Raw genomic sequence first — 23,108 nt, forward strand, 5'->3', positions numbered from 1 at the left:
ATTCATGGTCCAAAGGGAGGTGGCGCTGTGAGCGAGATGCGGAAAATCGCCGCGATCCTGGTTTCGGACGTGGTGGGCTACAGCCGGCTCGCCGGCGCGGACGAGGATCGCATCCTGGCGCGGCTTCGCACTCTGCGCAGCGATCTCATCGATCCGACCATCGCCGTGCACAATGGCCGCATCGTCAAGCGCACAGGCGACGGAAGCCTCATCGAGTTCCGCAGTGTCGTCGATGCCGTGCGCTGCGCGATCGAGGTCCAGAACGCCATGCTCGAACGCAATGCCGGGGTATCGCCGGATCGGTGTATCGAGTTCCGCATCGGCATTCATCTGGGCGATGTGGTCGAGGAAAGCGACGGCGATCTCATGGGCGATGGGGTCAACATTGCCGCGCGATTGCAGGGAATTGCCCAGCCCGGCGCTATCTGTCTTTCGGAGGACGCCTACCGCCAGGTGAAGGCGAGACTCGATCTTCTGGCAACGGATCTGGGCGCGACCCAACTCAAGAACATCGCCGAGCCGATAAGGGTCTATTCGCTCCAGGTCGGGATCGCCGCACAGCCGAAGCCGGCTGTACCTGCCGGACCCCACGCATCGCAAGAGCCATTTTCTCCACCGACCGTTCCTGACAAGCCTTCCATCGCCGTGCTTGCATTCAACAATATGAGCGGCGACGCCGAACAGGAGTATTTCTCCGACGGCATCAGCGAGGACATCATTACCGACCTCTCGAAGCTGTCCGAACTGCATGTGATCGCCCGCAACTCGTCGTTTGTCTACAAGAAGGCCGCCGTTTCGATACCCGAAGTCGCCAAGGCGCTTGGCGTTCGCTACGTGCTTGAAGGAAGCGTGCGCAAGGCCGGCAACCGGGTGCGGGTGACAGCCCAATTGATCGATTCGACCAACGGCGGGCATGTCTGGGCGAGCCGCTTCGATCGCGACCTCACTGATATCTTTGCGGTTCAGGACGAACTCACGCAGGAAATCGTGGCGGCGCTCAAGCTGAAGCTCACGGTCGTCGACCAGGATCGGCTGGCCAAGGCGCGCGCAGTCAACGTCCAGGCCTACGAATTCTTCCTGCGTAGCCGGGAGCAGGCATTGGCGTCCACACGCACCGGCAACATGGAGGCGCGCAGCCTCGCCGCCGCGGCAATCGCCAGAGAGCCGGGATATGCGGCGGCCCACGCGCTCGTCGCCTTTACCCATGTGCTCGACTATGTCAACGCCTGGAGCACCGATCCGGAGCAGTCGCTGCGGATGGGGCTGGAGTTGGCGGAGCAGGCCGTGGAGATGGCCGAGGGACAGCCCAACGTTCACTTCGCGCTCGGCGTGGCCTGCATGTGGGACCGGCAATTGGACCGGGCACGCGCGGAGACGCAGCGGGGCCTGGCACTTGCACCCAACTCCGTCGAAATCCTGATGGTGATGGCTCATGTGCAGATATTCTCGGGAGAGCCGGCAGCCGCCCTGGAGACGCTCGATGCTGCCATGCGGCTCGATCCGCACTATCCGGAAATCGTGCTGCAGTTTGTCGCCGATGCGCGCTTTTCCCTCGGCCAATATGCCGAGGCGATGTCCATGCTCGAGCAGCGGCTCGCACGAAACCCCCAATCGGAAACCGCCAATGCCTTGCTCGCATCGTGCCTGGGGCATCTTGGCCGGCTTGAGGAGAGTAGGCAGGCCTGGGCGCGTGCGCTGCAGATCAATCCTGCCTTTTCCGTAGAGCGCCGCCGCCGCGTGCTGCCATTCCGAAACCCCGAGGATTTCGAGCGCCGCGTCGAGGGTATCCGCAAGGCAGGGCTGATCGCCTGACGCGATGGACGAGGGCGAGCAGTCAGGATCATCGCACCACTGGCCCGTTTGCCTTCTTCCAGGCATCGATGCCGCCCTCGATGTGGCAGGCGCTCGTCAAGCCGGCATCCTGGGCGGCCTCGACCGCCATCGCCGAACGCTCGCCGAAGGCGCAATAGAAGACGATCCGCTTGCCGGTGGCTGATGCCAGTTCGTGCAGCATGCCGCCCGCACTGATGTTTTCCAGGAGTTCCGGATAGGGCGCATGCAGCGAGCCCGGAATGGTTCCATGCTTTTCGCGTTCCGCCTTCTCGCGCAGGTCGATGATGGCAATGTCGGGGCGGCCGCGCAGCGCCAGCGCCTCCGTCGCCGAGACCGCCCAGCCCTTGTGCGCGATTTCCGCCTGATGGAGACCGACATGGATATTGGCCGGCACGGCCACATCCATCATCTTGGGATTGGGTAGATTGAGATTATTCATGATGTCGACATATTCGTCGACCGATTGAACCCTCAGGCGCGGGTTGAACCGCTTCTCCTCGCCGATGGTCGAGACGGTGTCGCCCTTGTAGTCATGAGCGGGATAGAGCAGCGTTTCGTCGGGCAATTTGAGCAGCTTGTTGAAGATGGAATCATATTGCTGGCGCGGGTTGCCGTTCTGGAAATCGGTGCGCCCGGTGCCGCGAATGAGCAGCGTGTCGCCGGTGAAGACACGGCCACCCATCAGGAAGGAGTAGGAATCGTCGGTATGCCCCGGCGTGTAGAGCACGTCGAGGCTCAGCCCTTCGATCGACACCCGATCGCCTTCGGTCACGCGCATGGAGACCACATCGGCAAGCGTCTGCTCGCCCATCACGGTGATGCAGTGGGTGCGGTCTCGCAAGGCGCCGAGGCCTGTGATGTGGTCGGCATGGAGGTGTGTGTCGACCGCTTTCACCAGCTTGAGGTCGAGCTCCTCGACCAGCTTGAGATAGCGATCGACCTTTTCCAGGACCGGATCGATGATCAGCGCTTCTCCCCCGTGCCGGCTGGCAATAAGGTAGGTGTAGGTTCCGGAAACGCTATCGAACAGCTGGCGGAAGATCATCGGCGGCTCCATCGCGCGTATCTTGTGCGGGCGGCGGCGGCGCCCTATCCCTGCGGCTGCGGTACGATGCGGATATAGGGTTTTGGCGCTTTCCAGCCATCGGGATACTTCTGCCTGGCTTCCTCGTCCGTCACGGAGCCCGCGATGATCACGTCTTCGCCGTGCTTCCAGTTCACCGGCGTGGCGACCTTGTGCTTTGCGGTGAGCTGCAGGGAGTCGATGACGCGCAGCACCTCGTCGAAATTGCGCCCCGTGGTCATCGGATAGACGAGGATCAGCTTGATCTTCTTGTCCGGGCCGATGACGAAGACGTTGCGCACCGTCTGATTGTCGGCCGCCGTCCGCGCGGTCGGATCGCCAGACACAGGCGCCGGCAGCATGCCATAGAGCTTCGACACTGTGTAATCCACGTCGGCGATCATCGGGAAGTTCGGCGCAAAGCCTTGGGTTTCCTCGATGTCCTTCACCCAGCCCGCGTGGCGGTCGAGCGGATCGACCGACAGGCCGATGATCTTGACGCCGCGCTTGTCGAATTCGGGTTTGATCCGAGCCATGTAGCCGAGTTCGGTGGTGCAGACCGGCGTGAAATCCTTCGGGTGGGAGAATAGCACTGCCCAGGAATCGCCGATCCAGTCATGAAACCGCATCTCGCCTTCGGTGGTTCCGACCGTGAAATCCGGCGCAAGTTCGTTGATTGCAAGTGTCATGATATATACCTCCCATAGAGCTGGAAATACTGGTCAACGCGGCGCAGTTTGCTCCTTTTTCCGATTTAGGCAACGCGAAATATCGCCAAAATCCGCCCAGTCATTCAATCTTCATCGAAGGGGTCCGGGCCGTCATACAGCGACTTTTCCCACGCCTCGACATCCTCGCCCCTGGCGCGCATCGCCGCCTTGTCCCTTTCGACCAAGTCGCCCAGGCCGCGTTTGAGGGCCATTTGTCCATTACTGTCGGAAATACAGGGCGGAAAGCTCTTCCAGTGCGTGGTGCCGATCTCTTCCGGCAGATGGCAACCGAGGCACTGCTTCGATCGCCGGCACTTGGGCAGGCTGCAGGTCTTGAAGTTGCCGATATGGGTTGCCCCAAGACGCAAGGTCGGCTGCATGCGCGCCACCCGCCGGCGGGCCCTGATCCCCCAGAAATGATCATCATCGATGTTGTAGGCCATTGCTCTTCCTTTCAGGCATGGCAAAACGCCCGCATGGCGCCCACCGGGTTGATACTGGCATTCTCTCTTTCCGGGGCACGCTGGCCCCGCTGATTTTCGATCCGGAAAGCCGCGCAAGAGCGTTGCCTCTGGATATAGTTTAGTATGGCTCCGCTCTCGCGCTGCCTTGAGGCGTTCTTCGGAGGCGGTCCAACCTCCTTCAGACACGGACCTGCTTCGCTGCATCTCCGGATGGTGACATCCGAAGACTTGCATGGCGGACCCAAACCGACCCCTGAACCCGGGGAAGGGGGAAGCCTGTAGCGACAGCGGGCAAAAACACCCGCCGCAACGTTCCGCGCCTCTCTCGCCCAAGCCGCACGTTACGACAGAGACGAAAGCGCCTCCTTCCACCTGGACCGCCACGTCAGGCGATCCATCCGGTGGCGGAAGGACATGTAGGATAACAGCGGTGGAGAGGGCGGGGATGAAAGGGGGTGAAATATTTTTTTGGGGATTGGAAAGATTGGGGAAATTTGGGTTTGTGGCGGGTTTTGATTTGGCTACTTTTATTTGCTTGTAAATAAATTTCTTCAACGCTGGTAGGCGGATTATTGATCCATCGAGCCTCAAACGCGAGTTACAATAGACTTGACCAAATAATTCATCGGAGATGAGTTGCCGAAATACTCAAGCTTATGGTTTCTGGACACTGCGGGCAAATTGCGATGCCCCACAGCGCTCGACCACGCAAGCCAGTCAGAACGACCGGCCACAAGATGCTCATCTCTCATTTCCAGCAAACCAAACCGGTTGTCAGGAATCTCCAAGATCTTTGCGCGCGAGATTGTTATGGCATTTGGATGATTGTATAGCGCACCAATAATTGCTGGCGCTTGGGGTGTGCCCATTAAGAAGTCCTGGAGAATCCATGCGAACCAAAACAACTGGTATTCTTGGACACTAGAATTTTTGCAGGCCGCTAAAAGAAACTGGGCCACAAACAGATTGTCGTTAAGGTGGCTGCAAAAAGACCAAATACTCTTTGCTAAGTGCGGGAAACCGATTGTAAATTGGCCGAGGTAGGGAGCCACCTCTTTAGTGTGATCCCGGAATATGCTCAGAATTAACTCAGCATCTTCCTCATTCAGATTTTTGTCTTTAAGTAGATTTCTAATGTATTCTATTTCTTCTTCGGACAGTTGAATACCATTCCGGTCAGATTCGTTTTCTAAATCGTACCCATGCTTCATTGCTTGTCGGCGCTTGCGAAGCAAATCTGCCTTTATCTTGTCCACTCCCTTTTCGACCTGCACGCCAGCGACACCACCTCGCTCCGTTTTGCTGGGGTTTACCGAGAGGCCTTTTTGACCGAGCAACTTCTGGATCAGGTAAAAGTCCTCTGCTAAAAGCTCTTGGCTCTCTGAGAACAGCACAATATCATCCATGAATCGGACGACTGCGTCTGACTTTAGTGCATGATGCTGCTCGACAAATCTCAGAAAGTCATTTCCCATCATCTTTGCTGGATACAAACCTTGTGGCAAACAGTCTATACTTCGTCCGGAATTGCTTTGCCGCAGATATGAACCAAGTGAATTAACGTCGCCGATGTCCGCTCCAGAATTCGCGAACCAGGAGACTATGTCATGGTGGTATATCCCATTGAAATACGACGCAACGTCAAAGCTTATAGAGTATTTGTACTTTGCGTGGTACGCAACGAGAGCCTTCTTAAATCCACCATAAGAACTGGTTGGATTTATCGGTTCGCCATCTTCAAATCTATACCCGAAGTGTTTTCGGTTCTCCTGAAATGGTTTTCTAAACATTGTTTTGTTTCGAAAAATTATGTCATAGAGGAAGTATTCTGCCACAGGATCGAGCTTAACTGTACGTCGTAAATGCCCGCGAGGTTTGGACGCATATACTCTCGTTTGTGCTAAGAACTGATAGGCTTCATCGGCCTTGTTTTTGCTCAGACAGCGTTGAATATATGCGTCAATCTCCACTGCTCCATTCGAAAAGAGAAACCTGCATGTTTCCATCGGAAAAAGCGTACTCTTGTAGTCGTACTCAAAGAAATCTGTGGTGGTTTGCATAAGTCTTCCAACTTTTTGATTAGCCTTATAATTTCCATCTCAAGATTACGGTGAGCTATATCAATTGGTAGAAGGCATGTGTCGTACCTGGTTTCAGTGGAGCTGAGACCCCATACACCCCTACATATCCGTTCAAAGTGTTTTTTGGTGTACCGATTAGATTTTGTACGCATCTACGCAGCTACAAGTTCAACTGCCAGCTCGTGGACTGTCTTTGCTACCGACGTGAATGCTTCATCGATGTCGGACCACGATGCGACGGCTTTCGCATCTTTCGGGAGAGCTTGGAGTCCTCCGAATGGAGCGTGTGTCCAAAGGCAGTCGCGTAAAATTATCGGAATGACGCGTGTTTTTCCGCTTGCCTGCAGCTCGAGCGCGCGATTCAACTCAATTTCGTAGCAATATTTTGAATTTATGAAATCTACACTTACAAGAAGTAAAACGATCTCCGCGTCCTCAAGCTCTTTGGAGATAACTTCACCGAACGTGTCTCCCGGCTTTATCATTCTGTCATGCCAGTTAGAAATTAACCCCAGGCGCTCCAATGGCTTGAGGTGCTGCAACAGTCTGTCTTTCAAGGCCTCATCTGCGTGTGAGTAGGACACAAACACCCTAAGTGCCTTTATTTTTGGTTTGGGTTCGTGGAAATTGGAAAATCTTGTTTTGCCTCCATGGCCTGTCGCCGCTTTAATGACGCCTTTTTTTAGGAGGCCAGCCCGGACTTTATCGAAACGGTCGTCCTGCCAGCCAAGTTGCTCTCGCATGACTCGATTAAGTATAGCAACGTCTTGCCCGTCGCACTGCCGAGCCAACTCCTTTAGAAAGCGCTCTTCGAAGCTTCCGCTACTTTTCCTTCCAGCCGCAACTTTGGTCATTCCCCACCCCAAAAAATGTTCTCAAATTTCAAAAATAGCTTCATCGCCGAGTAATTTACGCCAATGAATCACTATTGGTAGTAGTAGAGGTTAATACGCAACTACTTGCAAGGCCAGAGAGATGTCTACTGCTATCGCCCCCTTCACACCCCGACCAAATCCCTCTATATCCCCACCCGTCAAACGCCGGGGATTCCCGGTCTATATCGTTACCACCCGCATTCGTTGGCGGGATTGGATAGGAGAAGCATAAATGTCCGCACCCATTTCCCTTACATTTCCCGATGGCTCTGTCCGTGAATTTGCCGCTGGCACGACCGGCCGTGATGTTGCCGAGAGCATTTCCAAGTCTTTGGCCAAGAAGGCCGTGGCGATTTCGCTGGATGGCGTGATCCGCGACCTCAGCGATCCCGTCGTCGACGGCAAGATTGCCATTGTCACGCGCAGCGATCCGGCAGCACTTGAGCTGATCCGTCACGATACCGCCCACGTCATGGCCGAGGCCGTCCAAGAGCTTTGGCCGGGTACGCAGGTGACCATCGGCCCGGTGATCGAGAACGGTTTCTACTACGATTTCGCCAAGAACGAGCCGTTTACGCCCGAGGACCTGCCGGTCATCGAGAAGAAGATGAAAGAGATCATCGGCCGCAATAAGCCGTTCACCAAGCAGGTGTGGTCGCGCGACTACGCCAAAAAAGTGTTTGCCGACAAGGGCGAGGCCTACAAGGTCGAGCTGGTTGATGCGATCCCGGCCGGCCAGGACCTGAAGATCTATTACCAGGGCGACTGGTTCGACCTCTGCCGCGGCCCGCACATGGCCTCGACTGGGCAGATCGGCACGGCTTTCAAGCTGATGAAGGTGGCGGGTGCCTATTGGCGCGGCGACTCCAACAATCCGATGCTGACGCGCATCTATGGCACGGCCTGGGCGGAGCAATCCGAACTCGACGCCTACCTGCATATGCTGGCCGAAGCCGAAAAGCGCGACCACCGCAAGCTCGGCCGCGAGATGGACCTGTTCCATTTCCAGGAAGAAGGTCCGGGCGTGGTGTTCTGGCATGGCAAGGGCTGGCGGATGTTCCAGCAACTGACGGCCTATATGCGCCGCAGGCTGGCCGTCGACTACCAGGAAGTCAACGCGCCGCAGGTGCTCGACAAGTCGCTCTGGGAGACGTCCGGTCACTGGGGCTGGTATCGCGACAACATGTTCAAGGTCACGGTCGCCGGCGATGACCACGACGATGATCGGATCTTCGCGCTCAAGCCGATGAACTGCCCCGGCCATATCCAGATCTTCAAGCATGGCTTGAAGTCTTACCGCGAACTACCTATTCGCTATGCGGAATTTGGTAACGTGCATCGTTACGAGCCTTCGGGCGCGCTGCATGGATTGATGCGCGTGCGCGGCTTCACGCAGGACGACGCGCATATCTTCTGCACCGACGAGCAGATGGCGGCGGAGTGCCTGAAGATCAACGACCTGATCCTGTCGGTCTATGAGGACTTCGGCTTCGAGGAGATCATCCTCAAGCTGTCGACGCGGCCGGACAAACGGGTCGGCGACGATGCGCTCTGGGATCGCGCCGAAAGCGTCATGCTTGACGTGATGAAGACGATCGAGGCGAAATCGGGCAACCGCATCAAGACGGACATCCTGCCGGGCGAGGGCGCGTTCTACGGGCCGAAATTCGAATATACATTGAAGGATGCCATCGGCCGCGAATGGCAGTGCGGCACGACGCAGGTCGACTTCAACCTGCCGGAGCGCTTTGGCGCCTTCTACATCGACCAGAACTCCGACAAGACGCAGCCGGTGATGATCCATCGCGCCATCTGCGGCTCGATGGAGCGCTTCCTCGGCATCCTCATCGAGAACTTCGCCGGTCACATCCCGCTGTGGTTTGCGCCGCTGCAGGTGGTGGTGGCGACGATCACATCAGATGCCGACGATTACGGCCAGAAGGTCGCCGATCGCCTGCGCGCCGCCGGCCTGATCGTCGAGACCGACTTCCGCAACGAGAAGATCAACTACAAGGTCCGCGAGCATTCGGTGACCAAGGTTCCGGTGATCATCGTCTGCGGCAAGCGCGAGGCCGAGGAGAACTCGGTCAATATCCGCCGCCTCGGTTCGCAGAACCAGATGCCGATGACGCTGGAGGAAGCGATTGCCGCGCTGGTCGAGGAAGCGACGCCGCCGGACCTGATCCGCAAGGCTCGCGCTGCCTGATCATTGCACGGCCGGGGATAAACGCCCCGGCCGTCTTCAAATTGTCATGGGCGTTGCTTATGCCAACGAAACACTCTCCAACAGGTGACTCGACAAGTGAAGTTCAAAGAACTCTCATACGCAAATGAAACCGACCCGCTATTCAAACGCTTGGTCATTCATACTGTCGAGAATTTGTCGGGGCGCAACAGATACGTCAAAGTCTACCGCCAGTGGCGCACCGAAGTGGTTGGCAAGTCCGATCGTATCTTTTCGCGCATGCTGGAACTGATCGACATCGATCTCTCGGTGAAAGGCAACTGGCCGCCCAAGGATCTTCCCGATACCCCGATCGTCATGGTCGCCAACCATCCCTATGGCATTGCCGACGGCATCGCCGTGCTGGCGCTGGCCGAACAGCTCGGCCGTCCGTTCAAGGTTTTGATCAACGATCAGCTTCTGAAGGTGCCGGAAATGCGGCCCTATGCGCTGCCGATCTCGTTTGACGAGACGCGCGAGGCGCTGGCGATCAACATGGCCACCCGCGTCGAGGCGCTGAGGCTGCTCAAGGAAGGCGTGACCATTGTCATCTTCCCGGCCGGTGGCGTGGCAACGGCGCCCAAGGGCTTTGGCCAGGCGGAAGACCTGCCGTGGAAGATGTTTCCGGCCAAGCTGATCCAGTCGGCCAAGGCGAGCGTACTGCCGATCTATTTCGAGGGCCAGAATAGCTGGCTGTTCCATCTCGCCAGCCGTTTTTCGCTGACGCTCAGGCTGTCGTTCCTGATCCGGGAATTCTGCAAGCTGTCGGGCACGACGATTTTTTCGAACATCGGCTCGATTGTCGCCTGGGATGACATCGCCCCCATCACCGACCGCAAGGCGATGCTGCAATATCTCTATGATTGCGTGTTTGCGATGGGCGTGCGGGAGAGCAAGCCCGCCACGGTCTGATTGCTGGTCTTGCCTGGCGATCAACTGATCGTGATCTCATCTCGCAACGGCTACTACTCCACACAAACAAGGTGACAATTGCTTTGAATAGGAGAACAATGTCGTTCGAGACATGATGGCAATCGACCTTCCGTTCAATTTGGTATCAGGAGCATCCGATGACCACGCACAAAGTCGGTTATCTCATTGGCAGTCTCGCTAAGGGCTCTATCAATCGGAAGCTTGCCATGGCTTTGGTGCGACTTGCTCCACCTGAACTTGTCATGTCGGAGATTTCCTTCAAGGACCTGCCGCTTTACAGTTACGATTATGACGCCGATTTTCCCGCGGTCGCCAAGGCGTTTAAGAATTCCATTGCGGCTGTCGATGCGCTACTGTTCGTGACGCCGGAGTACAATCGTTCCATACCCGGCGGATTGAAGAACGCGATCGATTGGGCGAGCCGCCCCTACGGCACCAATTCGTTCACGCGCAAGCCGTCGGCGGTAATAGGCACGTCGCCGGGCGCGATAGGGACAGCTGTCGCCCAGCAAAGCCTTCGCAGCGTACTCAGCTTCTGCAACTCGCCCCAGATGAATGCGCCGGAAGCCTATATCCAGTTTGCGCCGGGGTTAATCACCGATGACGGCGAGGTCACAAACGAAAGCACAGCCGAGTTCCTTCGCACTTTCATGCAGGACTTCCATATCTTCGTCGCAAGGGTTCGTTCGGTCCTGCCGAGGGACGCGTAAGCTGCAATATCTCTATGATTGCGTTTTTGCGATGGGGCCGCGCGACGCCAGGGCTGCGACGGCCTGAGCGATCAATCAGCTCTTGCAGGCGCTCTTGGCTTCCGGCAGGAAGTCGAGCTTGACCAGGTTGCCCTTCAGCACGAAGTCACCGTAATCCATCGTCAGGTCGCGTGAAACGCCGTTCGGATAGAGCTTGAACGACATGCGATAGGTGGGCAGCGCGTCGGTTCCGGCCTTGTCGTCGAAATAGGCGATGGTCACCGGCCAGGTCTTTTCGCCCTTCAGCTTGCCGGCATTGCTATCATCCGGATCATCCGGCGCCACGCCGACGGGAGAGCCGACGATCGTCGAGGTGTAGAGCGTCTTGTCGCCATCGTCGGAGCCATCGAAGACGCGGGCTTCGAAGAAATGGTCGCCATGTTTGGCGCGCTCGATCACATCGATCGTGTGCTGGGTGGGGAAGCGGGCCGTCGTCAGGCTGAGCTGCTTTTCGATCGGCGTGGTCAGGTCGACCGTGAGTTTGTCGGAGTGTTTTTCGGCGGAACCCGACACTTCCTTGTCGAGACGGTCGTCGTTGAAGGTCTTTGATTCGAACTCGAACCGGCCGGTCTTGGGATCCTCGAACGTCGTGCTCTGCTGGTCGGTGACTTTCTTTTCGCCAGAATTGTCGATCTGGGTGACGAATCGGAAGTTGACGCGATAGCCTTCACATTCAGAACCGGTGAATTCATAGACCATCCGGCCGAACATATTGTTTATGCCGGATCTTTCGGATGCGTCCTTGAGCTCGAGATTGTAGACGGCGCGGTGTGGCAGGAGGCCGGCAATGCCTTGCGCGGTCGCCGGGAGGCCGCTGAACGCGGCGCTTGCACCCAGAATGCCCGCATAAAAGCTTCGGCGAGAAATCATCAAATTCTCCTGTTGCACCGCAAACGAATGCTATTAATTAGAAGCGCATCCCATCGGAACTATCTGATCCGCTGGGTTCATAAAAGAAGAATCTACGGAAAGGCGAGGAAATGATGGCCGAGATCGACGCGCGACTGGAAAAACTGGGGATTGTTCTGCCTGTGGCGGCTGCTCCGGCCGCAAACTACGTGCCTTATGCCCTGACGGGCAACCTGCTTTACATTTCCGGCCAGTTGCCGATGGAGAATGGCAAGCTTGCGCAGACCGGCCAGCTCGGCGCCGGCGTCAGCGTTTCCGAGGGCCAGCGCGCAGCCGAACTGTGCGCCATCAACATTCTCGCGCAGGCCAAGGCAGCGCTCGGCGGCGACCTGTCGCGCATTTCCCGCATCGTGCGCCTGAACTGCATGGTGTCGTCGACGCCGGATTTCTATGAGCAGCATCTGGTCGCCAATGGCGCCTCCAACCTGCTGGCCGAAATTCTCGGCGAGGCCGGCAAGCATTCGCGCGTCGCGGTTGGTACCGCGGCGTTGCCGCTCAATGCCTCGGTCGAGATCGACGTCATCGTGGAAGTCAAGGCATGAAGGATGTTGCCTTCCTGACGCGCCAGCCGGTCGCCCATCGGGGCCTGCATGACGGCAATCACCTTGTGTGGGAAAATACGCTGTCGGCCTTCGAACGGGCGATAGAATCGGGCTTCGCGATCGAATGCGACCTGCAATACGCTTCAGACGCCGAGCCGGTGGTCTTTCATGACGACGACATGCAGCGGCTTTGCAACATCAGAGCCGATATCCGGTCGCGGACCGTGGCCGAACTCAGCCTGACCTCGATCGGTGGTACCAGGGACAAGGTGCCTTCGCTCAAGGCAGCGCTGAAGCTGGTCAAGGGCAGGGTGCCGCTGTTGCTCGAGCTCAAGGGCCGCAAGGGCGATGACGAAGGTTTCGTCGACTCGCTGCTTGAGGTGATCGAAGGCTACGAGGGCGAACTTGCGCTAATGAGCTTCGATACGTGGCTGCTCGCTGAACTCAAGGAACTCGATTGCCCGGTTCCTGTCGGGCTGACGGCCGAGGGCACCACGGAGAAGGACCTCGCCGAGCACCGCAAGGCGATGGGCTACGGCCTGGATTTCATTTCCTACAATGTCAGGCATCTGCCGAACCCCTTCATCGACGCAGAGCGGGCCAGAGGCGTACCCATCATCACCTGGACGGTGCGAAATGCCGCACAGGCTGCACATTCCTATGCCAATGCGGAGCAGATCACCTTCGAGGGGTTTGATCCCAGAGCAATCGAGGCAGCAGGTTGAGAATAAGGCCCGTCGACAGTTTTCGAGATATCGATGCCGGACGCTGGAACACGCTTTCCGGCACCACACTCGGCGGGCACACAGCTTACAATCCCTTTGTTTCGCATGCCTATCTGTCGAGCCTGGAAGAATCGGGCTCGGCCATTCGCCAGAGCGGCTGGCTTGGCCGGCACCTGCTGCTGGAGGACGACGATGGCAAGCTGCTTGGCGCCGTCGCCGGCTATCTCAAGAGCCATAGCCAGGGTGAATATGTCTTCGACCACGGCTGGGCGCAGGCTTTCGAGCGCGCCGGCGGCCGCTATTATCCCAAGCTGCAGTTTACCGTACCGTTCACGCCGGCGACCGGTCCCCGGTTGCTGGTGGCGGAAGGCGCCGACAGTGAGATCGTGCAAAACGCGCTCGCGGAGGGCATATGCACCCAGACCGACGCGCTTGGCGTGTCTTCGGCTCACGTCACCTTTGTCCGGGATGGTGAGTGGCAGTTGCTGGAAAGGCGTGGCTATTTGCACCGCACGGACCAACAGTTCCATTTCTTCAACGAAGGCTATGCAAACCACGAGGCGTTTCTCGAGACTCTGAGTTCCCGCAAGCGCAAGGTCTTGCGCAAGGAGCGGCGCACGGCGCTGGAAAACCACATCGAGATCGACTGGTTGACCGGAAGCGACCTGACGGAATCGATCTGGGATCAGTTTTTTGCCTTTTACATGGATACCGGCAGCCGCAAATGGGGCCGCCCTTACCTGACGCGCGAGTTCTATTCGCTGATCGGCGAGCGGATGGCCGATGATATCCTGCTGGTGATGGCCAGGCACAATGGCCGCTATGTTGCCGGCGCCATCAACTTCATCGGCTCAGAGGCGCTTTATGGGCGTCATTGGGGCTGCATCGAGGATCACCCGTTCCTGCATTTCGAGGTCTGCTACCATCAGGCCATCGATTTCGCCATCGCCAAGGGATTGAAGACGGTCGAGGCAGGCGCACAGGGAGAGCACAAGCTGGCGCGCGGCTACCTGCCGGTCACCACCCATTCAGCGCATTACATCTCGCATCCCGGGCTGCGCCGCGCTATCGACGACTATCTGCAGGAAGAGCGGCGGGAAGTGGAGTCGATCGGCGAATATCTTCAGGAACACAGTCCCTTCCGCAAGAACCTTCATATGGAACAGGAATAGAGCCCATTTGACCTATCTCACCGCGCGGTGGCCGGCTGGATACGTGCGCCTGTGCGTCGAAAAGCCATTAGAGGCTTGAAGCGAAAGCGTTTTGGGAGCAATCTTGCCCGCAAGTGCAGCGTGAGGAGATAGTTCGCATGTCCGGTATTCCCTACGATCCCACCAACATCTTTTCGAAGATACTGCGGGGCGAGATTCCGTGTCATGCCGTTTACGAGGACGAACATACGCTGGCTTTCATGGATGTGATGCCGCAGGCCGAGGGCCATACGCTGGTGATCCCCAAAGTGCCATCGCGCAACATTCTCGATGCCGATCCCACCACCTTCATGTGGCTGATGCCGACCGTGCAGAAGGTTGCCAAGGCCTCGAAGAAGGCCTTTCATGCCGAGGGGGTCAGGGTCATACAGTTCAACGAGCCCGCAGCCGGTCAGACGGTGTTCCACCTGCATTTCCACGTCATTCCCATGCGAGAGGGCGTGGCGCTGAAGCCGCATGGCGGCGAGATGGAAGATGGTGGCATCCTGGCGCACAATGCCGAGATGATCCGCGAAGCGCTGAAATACGTTTCATGAAATGACCATGATTGAATGTGACATCCCGGCTGCAAGCTTGAGGAACACGCCATGAAGGCAGCATTCATAGTCATGAGCATTTTGGGTTGCGACGACAGCGGCGTCCAGTGCCAACCGGTTGGTACCGTCGCACGCGAATGGCCCACAGTCGCCACCTGCGATGCGGCCTCTGAGCGTGAACTCGACAAGTTCAAGAATGTCAATTTTCCGATGGTCGTCGCCGTCTGCCAGACAGCCGATACGACGGCGCTGGCCGACTCCGAAATGGACCTCAACGAGAACGATCCGACCCAGGCTGCCCTGCCTCCAACCCCTCCTGCCGTGTTGAAAGCCGAAGGTCACGGCATTACTGCACGCGCCATCGCGCTGGTCGAATACGCCCTGCCGAGCCGGAAGACGCTGAAATCGGCCATCATCACCAAGCCGGTGCATTTCGTCAGCGACACCTATTCCTGGGTCGCCCGGAAGATCGTCGATTAGGCCGCTTCCACAGTGAGGAAGGACGCATAGGCACGGGCGGATTGCCTGTGTTCGGCGAACTGCAATTTCTCCACCATGTCGATCAACTCATCGGCGACCGCGTCGGTCTTCTTGCCGAGACGGAATTTCGACACGAGGCGCTCGGCGATGGTGGCGAAATGCGAGGCGTCATCGCCGCGCGAGGCTTTGCGCCACTGCAGTGTGGCCTCGACAAAGATTTCCGAGATTTCGCGGCTGAGGCCAGCTGATTCATAAAGCGCGCGCATGGCGTGGAAGCGACCGTCGGCCATGATTGCGCGCACACGCTTTTCGGCAAGGCTTGTCAAACTGACGATGGCGGATGCAAAGAAATCGACACGGCCGGTGCACAAAGCCTGCAGCAGGAAATTCGGCGTCAGGCGTCCGTCGCGGCGGAGATGTTCGACCAGTGGGGCGATATCCGATGCCTGGGCCTGGGCGGCCAGCGCGATGGTGGTGGCCTCGCAGGCCTCGCGGCGGATGAGATCGAACCTGACTTCGCCGATGGCGTGGCGCACGAGGTCGCTTTCGCCGAGTGCGTTGGAAATGCTAACGGCAAGGCCATGGCGGGCGTCGGCGGGCAGTTCCTCGCGGGAGAGAAGCAGGTCGCGGATTTCAGCCGAGGCGCCGAGACGCTCCGATATGCGGCGAAGGCTCTGGCGGGTGATGATGGCGCCGGGATTGTTGAGCAGCGCCTCGATCTCGGGCTCGCTGCCGATTTCGGCAATGGCAGCGCAGACTGGTGGGCTGACGATGAAGCGCGAGGCGATCAGGGCGCGGGTGATGGAATCGCCACGCGCGGCGAGTTCGACGAGATCGATCTCGGTGAGGACGGGCGAGCGGGCAATGATCTGGCAGGCGATGTCGGGCTGGTCGGCCGCCAGCGGCAGGATCAGCGAGCGCGGTGCATGCGCGGCATCGGCGATGGCTTCGGCGAGTGCGCGGCGGACATTGGGTGAGGGGTCGTCGAGCAGCCAGGTCTGCGCCATCAACGCGGCCTGTCGTTCTTCGGAACTCATGTCGGATTGCAGCCAGGCGCGACCAAGGGCGTTGGCAGCCTTGGCGCGATCACTTGACTTTGCCTTGTCTGCCCAGCGAAGAAAGGTTTCAATGATCACGCTTTGCCGTCCCCTGCACACGATACTTGTTGGAGGTGACGGTAGCGGCAAAAAGTTTAAGATTGGTTCACTATATCCTTTAGCTCTACATTAACCATGTGGAATTGCTGGGTTTGGAACCGTCAAGATCCGGATTGGCAAGAGAGTGGCACGCTTCCTGAGAATTCATTCCTATGTCCAGCCGCAGCGGCACGACATACTGCCGGTCGCCGAACTTGAAGATGCCGAGTCGCTGGAGACCGTTCTTGATGCATCCGACACCGATTGTGTGATTCTGCGGGATTGCCGAGGCGGCGAGGACCTGCAGCGCTTCGACATGATCTTATCGGTGGCGGAGGCGAGGCTGGGGCTGGCCGAAGGCCGGACCCGGATCATTGCCAGCGCGGTCGATTCCGCCCTGGGCTATGCGAAGCTCGGTAGTCTTTGCGGAAAATCGGCGCGGCTTGTGGGATTGACGTGGAATCGGACGGCTTTTGCCGCCGATATTCGCTGTGATCTCGCCGCCGCGACGGTGGAACTGGCGCGGCTCCAATTGGTGATCGCGGCGCGGGCGGCGGGGGTGTTGGCGTATGACGCGGCTTCAGGGGCGGTGGTCGAACCATCCGATGCGTTCATCGAGCAGTCCCGCGCACTGGGCTATGATGGCGTCGTTCTGCCCGCTTAGGGACGCGTGGGACGCATCATCTCGAAGACCTCGCTGGCCTCTGCGTAATCCATATAGCCCATGCGGCCGATGGGCTGGGCTATGGCCATGTCCAGCCGGCCGTCGCGGATGATCGCCTCATCGATATGGATGCCCATGACCTGGCCGATCACCATGATACTGCCGGACGGTTGGTCATCGATGCCTTTGGGGTGGACGATTTCGGTGACCCTGCACTCTAGGACGGCATAGGCTTCTGCCACATAAGGCGCGTCCACCATGCGTCCCGTTTCCGCCTTGAGATCGGCGATCTCGAACTCATCGACACCGTAGGGCACGGCAACCGAAGATGCGTTCATCTGCCTGGCGAGGTGGCGGCTGACGAAGCTCGCGGTAAAGACACCCGTCTCCTCGGCATTGCGCGGGCTGTCCTTACCGGCACCGGCCGAGAACATCACCAGTTTCGGATCATCGGCGATCGCATTGAAGAACGAATAGGGCGACAGATTTCGCGAGCCGTCGAGGCCCCTTGTACCGATCCAGCCGATCGGCCGCGGCGCCACGATCGCCTTGAAGGGATCATGGCGCATGCCGTGGTCGCGGGTGCCGGCGTCGTAGAACATCGCGTTACTCGGTCCAGGTGACGATATCGGTGAGTTCCGGGCGCGGGCGCTCGACCACGGGGAAATCTGTCGAGCCGATATGGATGAAGCCTGCGACCTTCTCGCCCGGCTTGACGCCGAGGATGGGATAGGCGCGCTCGTCATAGGCCATCCATTCGGTCAGCCAGTTCGAGACATAGCCATAGGCGTTGGCGGCCATCAGCATGTTAAGGCAGACGGCACCGGCCGACATCAGCTGTTCCCATTCCGGGATCTTGAAATGCGGAGCGGCGGTCGAGACGACAGCGATAACGACGGGGGCACGCGTGAACCGGGTTTCCTCGACCTTGATCATCTCTTCGGAGAGATCCGGCTTGTTCGCCTTGGCAATGGCCGAAAGCTCGAGCGACATCGTCTCCCTGATGTCGCCGCTATAGACGATGAAACGCCAGGGCGAGATCTTCCCGTGGTCGGGAACGCGGCTCGCGAGCGTCAAGATCTCGGAAATTTCCACCTTCGACGGGCCGGGCGCGCGCATCTGGAAGGCAGGCATGGAACGTCTTGATGTGAGGTAGTCGATGAGTTTGATATCGGACTTCATTTTGCCTCTTTGGAGCATGTCTGGCAGGCGGGTCTTGAATTTGCCGCACCGATGCGGGAGAAGTGGGCCGCAGCCAATTGAGAGTCAACCCTGAAAACATGAGTATTTCGGTTTTGTTCGGATCGTTTCGATCTCCGCTGATAGCGGCTGCGCTCGGCCTATTGCTGCTTGGTGGATATGCCGGATACGCGCACGCACAGGAGCCGGATCCGGACCCGTTCGCCGCGGAGGGTGCCAAGCCCGCAGTCGATCCACTCAAAGATCTCCATCTCAACAGTTTCTCACCCGTGCTGGAGCATGATACCGCGCTTGCAAACGCCAAGACCGTGCATCTGGAGGCCCGTCTGACCGAGAAGGGCGAGCCGATGACCTATGGCCTGTCCTGGCGGGTGTTCCAGCCCATCGCCGGCGCCGACGGCAAGCTGCCGCTGCTGGCGAGTTCCGAAGGCGGCTCGACCAATTTCGAACTCGTGCCCGGCGAGTATTTCGTTCATGTCGCGTTTGGCCGCGCCGGCGCCACCAAGAAGCTGATCGTTTCCGATATCGCCGCGCCCGAGCCGCAGACCTTCGTTCTCGATGCCGGCGGCATGGTGCTCAACGCTGTCTCCGGTGCCGACATGGCCATTCCGCCGGATGAACTAACCTTCAACGTCTACACCAACGAGGTGAAGGAAGATGGCGAGCGGCCGCTGATCATGGGCGACGTCAAGCCCGGTGAGGTCGTGCGCCTGAATGCCGGCACCTATCACGTGGTTTCCAACTACGGCAACGTCAATGCGACGATCCGCGCCGATATCCAGATCCAGGCGGGCAAGCTGACCGAAGCGACGATCCAGCACAAGGCGGCGAAGATCACGCTGAAACTCGTCTCGCAGGAAGGCGGCGAGGCAATCGCCGACACGGCGTGGTCGATCCTCACCGGCTCGGGCGATGCCGTCAGCGAAAGCGTCGGCGCATTCCCGGTCGTCATTCTGGCGGAAGGCAAATACACGGCCGTTGCGCGGCATAAGGACAAGATCTACCAGCGCGACTTCAACGTTACTCCTGGACGAAACCAGGATATCGAGGTTCTGCTGCAGGACTAATTGCTGTTTTTCGCGGCTATCGCTTGCAATCCCAGCTGTTTCGGTTTAAGGCGCCCCTCATTCCACACGTGAAGTCGGTGCTGTCCGGGAGAAATCCGGTCAGTTCCACCCGGTGGCAGGACCAAAATTCTGCTTCAAGCTTCACGGAGGTTCAACCGGAAAAGGATTAAAAACATGGCTTTGCCAGATTTTTCCATGCGCCAGCTTCTCGAAGCCGGTGTTCACTTTGGTCACCAGACTCATCGCTGGAACCCGAAAATGAAGCCTTTCATCTTCGGCGACCGTAGCGGCATTCACATCATCGACCTAGCACAGTCCGTGCCGTTGCTGCATTCGGCCCTCAAGGTCATCAGCGACACTGCTGCCAATGGCGGCCGCGTTCTGTTCGTCGGCACCAAGCGCCAGGCATCTGACCTGATCGCTGACGCTGCCAAGCGTTCGGCGCAGTATTATGTCAACTCGCGCTGGCTCGGCGGGATGATGACCAACTGGAAGACCATCTCCAACTCGATCGCCCGTCTCCGCAAGGTCGACGACATTCTCGCCACTTCGGGTGCCGGCTATTCCAAGAAGGAACGCCTGAACCTCGAGCGCGAACGCGAGAAGCTTGAAAAGGCCCTCGGCGGCATTCGTAACATGGGCGGCACGCCGGACCTGATGGTTGTCATCGACACCAACAAGGAAAAGATCGCCATCGACGAAGCCAAGCGCCTGGGCATCCCGGTCGTGGCCATCATCGACAGCAATTGCGATCCCGACCTGATCGACTATCCGATCCCGGGCAACGACGACGCTTCGCGCGCCATCGCTTTCTATTGCGATCTGTTTGCTCGTGCAGCACTCGACGGCCTCGGCCGCCAGCATGGCGCTGCCGGCGTGGATCTCGGTGCGGCAGCTGAGCCGATCGACGAGCCGGCTCTGGCTGAAAACAACGCCTGATAACAAAATGCCGGGCAGGGGACTTTTGGTCCCCGTCCGCTGAATTCAGGGCAAAGGCCGTACCGCATATGCGCTTATGGCCTTTGCCTTTCCCATATCCGGGATGTGGGCAAGACGGGATCTGGAAGACGACGCTTTCGTCACATCCCTGTCACGCATCTCGTTCAACTCCGTTCGAAGCGCGAAGTCGCGTTACTCCCATCCGGGGCTGTTCCGACTTTGCCGATTTAAAGAGGATCAAAATGAGCACGATTACAGCTGAAATGGTCAAGACCCTGCGCGAAAAGTCTGGCGCCGGCATGATGGATTGCAAGAGGGCGCTGACCGAAACCAACGGCGACATCGAAGCGGCCATCGACTGGCTGCGCGCCAAGGGCATTTCCAAGGCCGACAAGAAGTCGGGCCGCACTGCAGCTGAAGGCCTTATCGGCATCGTCAGCGCCGGCACCAAGGCTGTTGCCATCGAGCTCAACTCCGAAACCGACTTCGTTGCCCGCAACGAAGCTTTCCAGGAACTCGTCCGCGGCATCGCCAACGTTGCCATCGGCACAGACGGCACTGTCGAAGCTATCGCCAAGTCGAACTATCCGGCAACCGGCAAGTCGGTTGACGACACCATCAAGGACGCGATCGGCACGATCGGCGAAAACATGACGCTGCGCCGCGCGGCCCTGCTGCATGTCGAGCACGGCGTTGTCGCGACCTACATCCACAACGCTGCCGGTGACGGCATCGGCAAGCTCGGCGTTCTCGTCGCGCTCAAGTCGGTCGGCGACAAGGAAGTGCTCAATTCGATCGGCAAGCAGGTCGCCATGCACATTGCTGCAACCAATCCGCTGGCCATCCGCGCCGACGAAGTCGATGCAGGCGTTGCCGAACGCGAACGCAACGTGTTCATCGAGCAGTCGCGCGCTTCCGGCAAGCCGGACAACATCATCGAAAAGATGGTCGAAGGCCGCATGCGCAAGTTCTTCGAAGAAGTCGCGCTTCTGTCGCAGGCTTTCGTCATGAACCCGGAAGTCACCGTCGGCCAGGCCGTCAAGGACGCTGAAAAGCTTGCTGGTGCTTCCATTGAAGTCGTCGGCATGGCGCGCCTGCTGCTGGGCGAAGGCGTCGAGAAGGAAGAGACCGACTTCGCTGCCGAAGTCGCCGCTGTTGCCAAGAAGTAATAAGTAGCAGCGTTCTGGTAACCAGACACTGTGGAATGAACAGGGCATCGCGTGACAACGCGGTGCCCTTCGTGTATCCGGCTTCGACTGATGATGATTCCGGGTGCGCCTGTCGGCCTGCCGCAATCTATTTGGTCGCGCCGGCTCTTTCTTGCCCCTTTTCAGCGGCAGGCAACGAAATTGCCGCATGGGCATTGATGTCCGCGCATTCCAGTTCTGTTTGCCGAAACGGGAGTTATCATGACATCGCAACCAATCTACAAACGCGTCCTGCTCAAGGCCTCAGGCGAGGCGCTGATGGGTCAGCAAGGGTTCGGCATTGACGTCGCCGTTGCCGATAGAATCGCTTCCGATATTGCCGAAGCGCGCGCGCTTGGTGTCGAGGTCGGCGTTGTTGTCGGCGGCGGCAATATTTTCCGCGGCGTCGCTGTGGCCTCCAAGGGCGGCGATCGCGTTACCGGCGACCACATGGGCATGCTGGCAACCGTCATCAACGCTCTGGCGCTCGCAACCTCGCTGCGCAAGCTCGACATCGACACAGTGGTGCTCTCGGCAATTGCCATGCCCGAGATCTGCGAGAGCTTCTCGCAGCGGGCGACGCTCTACCATCTGTCGCTCGGGCGCGTGGTGATTTTCGCCGGCGGAACGGGCAATCCGTTCTTCACAACCGATTCGGCTGCCGCCCTTCGCGCCGCCGAAATGGGAGCCCAGGCAATCTTCAAGGGCACCCAGGTAGACGGCATTTACTCGGCAGACCCGAAAAAAGTTCCGGATGCGACCCGGTTTGACAGCCTTACCCATTCGGAAGTGCTTGAAAAAGGCCTTGCCGTCATGGATGTTGCAGCAGTTGCGCTTGCACGCGAAAACCACATTCCGATCATCGTCTTCTCGATCCACGAGAAGGGCGAATTTTCAAAGATCCTGACCGGCGGTGGCCTCAGGACGATCGTGAAAGACAATTGACATTATAGCGGCCTCTCCCTGTTGCAAAAAGGGACGCGGGCCGGAAGGTAAAATAGGAGTTGGCTATGAGTTCCAATGTTGATCTGAAAGAACTGAAGCGTCGCATGGAAGGCGGCGTGGCTGCTTTCAAGAGCGATATCGCTTCGTTGAGAACGGGCCGCGCATCGGCAAACGTGCTCGATCCGGTCATGGTTGAGGCTTATGGGTCGCGCATGCCGCTGAACCAAGTTGCCAACATCACCGTTCCGGAACCGCGCATGCTGTCCGTTTCGGTCTGGGACCGCTCCATGGTCAAGGCCGTCGAGCAGGGAATCCGCGAATCGAATCTCGGCCTCAACCCGATCGTGGAAGGCCAGAACATGCGCATTCCGCTGCCTGAGCTGAACGAAGAGCGCCGCAAGTCGCTGGTCAAGGTGGCGCACGATTATGCCGAGAAGGCCAAGGTTGCCGTTCGCAACGTTCGCCGCGATGGCATGGACGGCCTTAAAAAGGCTGAAAAGGACGGCGATATGAGCCAGGACGACAGCCGCTCGAATTCCGAGAAAGTCCAGAAGATGACCGACGAGACGATTTCAGAGATCGATCGCTTGCTTCAGGACAAGGAAAAGGAAATCATGCAGGTTTAGGCCCGAAGT

Annotated in this window: 24 protein-coding genes; 15 read left to right on the forward strand and 9 right to left on the reverse strand. The window is 58.4% G+C overall.

Annotated features, from left to right (window positions below):
• The first annotated feature begins 36 nt into the window (after positions 1-36).
• Positions 37-1,812 (forward strand): tetratricopeptide repeat protein, encoded by a 1,776-nt coding sequence (locus ACXHRN_RS11035; protein ID WP_488641885.1) that lies wholly within the window; start codon positions 37-39, stop codon positions 1,810-1,812.
• 28 nt (positions 1,813-1,840) lie between these two features.
• Here ACXHRN_RS11035 and ACXHRN_RS11040 read toward each other — a convergent pair whose 3' ends face one another.
• From ACXHRN_RS11040 to ACXHRN_RS11060, 5 genes are all read right to left on the reverse strand, one after another.
• On the reverse strand, positions 1,841-2,878 hold the full coding sequence (locus tag ACXHRN_RS11040) for an MBL fold metallo-hydrolase (RefSeq protein ID WP_488641359.1): 1,038 nt from the start codon (positions 2,876-2,878) through the stop codon (positions 1,841-1,843).
• A gap of 44 nt (positions 2,879-2,922) precedes the next feature.
• Positions 2,923-3,585: a peroxiredoxin gene (locus tag ACXHRN_RS11045; protein ID WP_488641360.1), complete on the reverse strand. Its 663-nt coding sequence runs from the start codon at positions 3,583-3,585 to the stop codon at positions 2,923-2,925.
• A 104-nt stretch (positions 3,586-3,689) separates the two neighbouring features.
• Positions 3,690-4,049: a hypothetical protein gene (locus ACXHRN_RS11050; RefSeq protein ID WP_488641361.1), complete on the reverse strand. Its 360-nt coding sequence runs from the start codon at positions 4,047-4,049 to the stop codon at positions 3,690-3,692.
• A 608-nt stretch (positions 4,050-4,657) separates the two neighbouring features.
• Positions 4,658-6,130, reverse strand: coding sequence for an antiviral reverse transcriptase Drt5 (gene drt5, locus ACXHRN_RS11055; RefSeq protein WP_488641362.1), 1,473 nt, complete (start codon positions 6,128-6,130; stop codon positions 4,658-4,660).
• A gap of 173 nt (positions 6,131-6,303) precedes the next feature.
• Positions 6,304-7,005 (reverse strand): toll/interleukin-1 receptor domain-containing protein, encoded by a 702-nt coding sequence (locus ACXHRN_RS11060; protein ID WP_488641363.1) that lies wholly within the window; start codon positions 7,003-7,005, stop codon positions 6,304-6,306.
• 253 nt (positions 7,006-7,258) lie between these two features.
• Between ACXHRN_RS11060 and thrS the strand changes: the two genes are divergently transcribed.
• From thrS to ACXHRN_RS11075, 3 genes are all read left to right on the forward strand, one after another.
• Positions 7,259-9,232, forward strand: coding sequence for a threonine--tRNA ligase (gene thrS, locus ACXHRN_RS11065; RefSeq protein WP_488641364.1), 1,974 nt, complete (start codon positions 7,259-7,261; stop codon positions 9,230-9,232).
• A 96-nt stretch (positions 9,233-9,328) separates the two neighbouring features.
• Entirely contained in the window at positions 9,329-10,162 is an 834-nt protein-coding gene (locus ACXHRN_RS11070) for a lysophospholipid acyltransferase family protein (RefSeq protein WP_488641365.1), read from the forward strand.
• Between the two features lie 158 nt (positions 10,163-10,320).
• Complete coding sequence (locus tag ACXHRN_RS11075; RefSeq protein WP_488641366.1) at positions 10,321-10,893, forward strand: NADPH-dependent FMN reductase; 573 nt, start codon at positions 10,321-10,323, stop codon at positions 10,891-10,893.
• A 75-nt stretch (positions 10,894-10,968) separates the two neighbouring features.
• On the opposite strand, the gene ACXHRN_RS11080 is transcribed toward ACXHRN_RS11075, so the two are convergent.
• Positions 10,969-11,802, reverse strand: coding sequence for a cell envelope integrity EipB family protein (locus ACXHRN_RS11080; RefSeq protein ID WP_488641367.1), 834 nt, complete (start codon positions 11,800-11,802; stop codon positions 10,969-10,971).
• A 110-nt stretch (positions 11,803-11,912) separates the two neighbouring features.
• Here ACXHRN_RS11080 and ACXHRN_RS11085 point away from each other — a divergent pair, with 110 nt between their 5' ends.
• From ACXHRN_RS11085 to ACXHRN_RS11105, 5 genes are all read left to right on the forward strand, one after another.
• The gene (locus tag ACXHRN_RS11085; protein ID WP_488641368.1) at positions 11,913-12,383 is read left to right on the forward strand and encodes a RidA family protein; all 471 of its coding nucleotides are present in this window, start codon (positions 11,913-11,915) and stop codon (positions 12,381-12,383) included.
• A complete protein-coding gene (locus tag ACXHRN_RS11090; RefSeq protein WP_488641369.1) occupies positions 12,380-13,108 on the forward strand; it encodes a glycerophosphodiester phosphodiesterase family protein in 729 nt (242 codons plus the stop codon). Before ACXHRN_RS11085 ends, ACXHRN_RS11090 begins: the two co-directional genes overlap by 4 nt.
• On the forward strand, positions 13,105-14,280 hold the full coding sequence (locus ACXHRN_RS11095; RefSeq protein ID WP_488641370.1) for a GNAT family N-acetyltransferase: 1,176 nt from the start codon (positions 13,105-13,107) through the stop codon (positions 14,278-14,280). The genes ACXHRN_RS11090 and ACXHRN_RS11095 overlap by 4 nt, the downstream gene beginning before the upstream one ends.
• Positions 14,281-14,417: 137 nt before the next feature.
• Positions 14,418-14,855: an HIT family protein gene (locus tag ACXHRN_RS11100; RefSeq protein ID WP_488641371.1), complete on the forward strand. Its 438-nt coding sequence runs from the start codon at positions 14,418-14,420 to the stop codon at positions 14,853-14,855.
• Positions 14,856-14,906: 51 nt separating this feature from the next.
• Positions 14,907-15,335, forward strand: coding sequence for a hypothetical protein (locus tag ACXHRN_RS11105; protein ID WP_488641372.1), 429 nt, complete (start codon positions 14,907-14,909; stop codon positions 15,333-15,335).
• Here the strand turns inward: ACXHRN_RS11105 and ACXHRN_RS11110 are convergent.
• Positions 15,332-16,471, reverse strand: a complete 1,140-nt coding sequence (locus ACXHRN_RS11110; protein ID WP_488641373.1) for a DUF2336 domain-containing protein — start codon at positions 16,469-16,471, stop codon at positions 15,332-15,334. The genes ACXHRN_RS11105 and ACXHRN_RS11110 overlap by 4 nt on opposite strands.
• 145 nt (positions 16,472-16,616) lie before the next feature.
• Here ACXHRN_RS11110 and ACXHRN_RS11115 point away from each other — a divergent pair, with 145 nt between their 5' ends.
• Positions 16,617-17,135, forward strand: coding sequence for a hypothetical protein (locus ACXHRN_RS11115; protein ID WP_488641374.1), 519 nt, complete (start codon positions 16,617-16,619; stop codon positions 17,133-17,135).
• Here the strand turns inward: ACXHRN_RS11115 and ACXHRN_RS11120 are convergent.
• Both ACXHRN_RS11120 and ACXHRN_RS11125 read right to left on the reverse strand, forming a co-directional pair.
• Complete coding sequence (locus tag ACXHRN_RS11120; RefSeq protein ID WP_488641375.1) at positions 17,132-17,737, reverse strand: flavin reductase family protein; 606 nt, start codon at positions 17,735-17,737, stop codon at positions 17,132-17,134. The genes ACXHRN_RS11115 and ACXHRN_RS11120 overlap by 4 nt on opposite strands.
• Before the next feature lie 4 nt (positions 17,738-17,741).
• Positions 17,742-18,317, reverse strand: coding sequence for a nitroreductase family protein (locus tag ACXHRN_RS11125; RefSeq protein ID WP_488641376.1), 576 nt, complete (start codon positions 18,315-18,317; stop codon positions 17,742-17,744).
• Positions 18,318-18,415: 98 nt separating this feature from the next.
• On the opposite strand from ACXHRN_RS11125, the gene ACXHRN_RS11130 reads away from it, so the two are divergent.
• The 5 genes from ACXHRN_RS11130 (at position 18,416) to frr (ending at position 23,099) form a co-directional block, all read left to right on the forward strand.
• Entirely contained in the window at positions 18,416-19,402 is a 987-nt protein-coding gene (locus ACXHRN_RS11130; protein WP_488641377.1) for a hypothetical protein, read from the forward strand.
• A 174-nt stretch (positions 19,403-19,576) separates the two neighbouring features.
• Positions 19,577-20,341 (forward strand): 30S ribosomal protein S2, encoded by a 765-nt coding sequence (rpsB, locus tag ACXHRN_RS11135; protein ID WP_488641378.1) that lies wholly within the window; start codon positions 19,577-19,579, stop codon positions 20,339-20,341.
• A gap of 242 nt (positions 20,342-20,583) precedes the next feature.
• On the forward strand, positions 20,584-21,510 hold the full coding sequence (tsf, locus tag ACXHRN_RS11140) for a translation elongation factor Ts (RefSeq protein WP_488641379.1): 927 nt from the start codon (positions 20,584-20,586) through the stop codon (positions 21,508-21,510).
• 240 nt (positions 21,511-21,750) lie between these two features.
• A complete protein-coding gene (gene pyrH / locus ACXHRN_RS11145) occupies positions 21,751-22,473 on the forward strand; it encodes a UMP kinase (protein WP_488641380.1) in 723 nt (240 codons plus the stop codon).
• 65 nt (positions 22,474-22,538) lie between these two features.
• Complete coding sequence (gene frr / locus ACXHRN_RS11150) at positions 22,539-23,099, forward strand: ribosome recycling factor (protein ID WP_488641381.1); 561 nt, start codon at positions 22,539-22,541, stop codon at positions 23,097-23,099.
• Positions 23,100-23,108: the final 9 nt, after the last annotated feature.

It is taken from the genome of Shinella sp. OV683 (genome assembly GCF_057787725.1).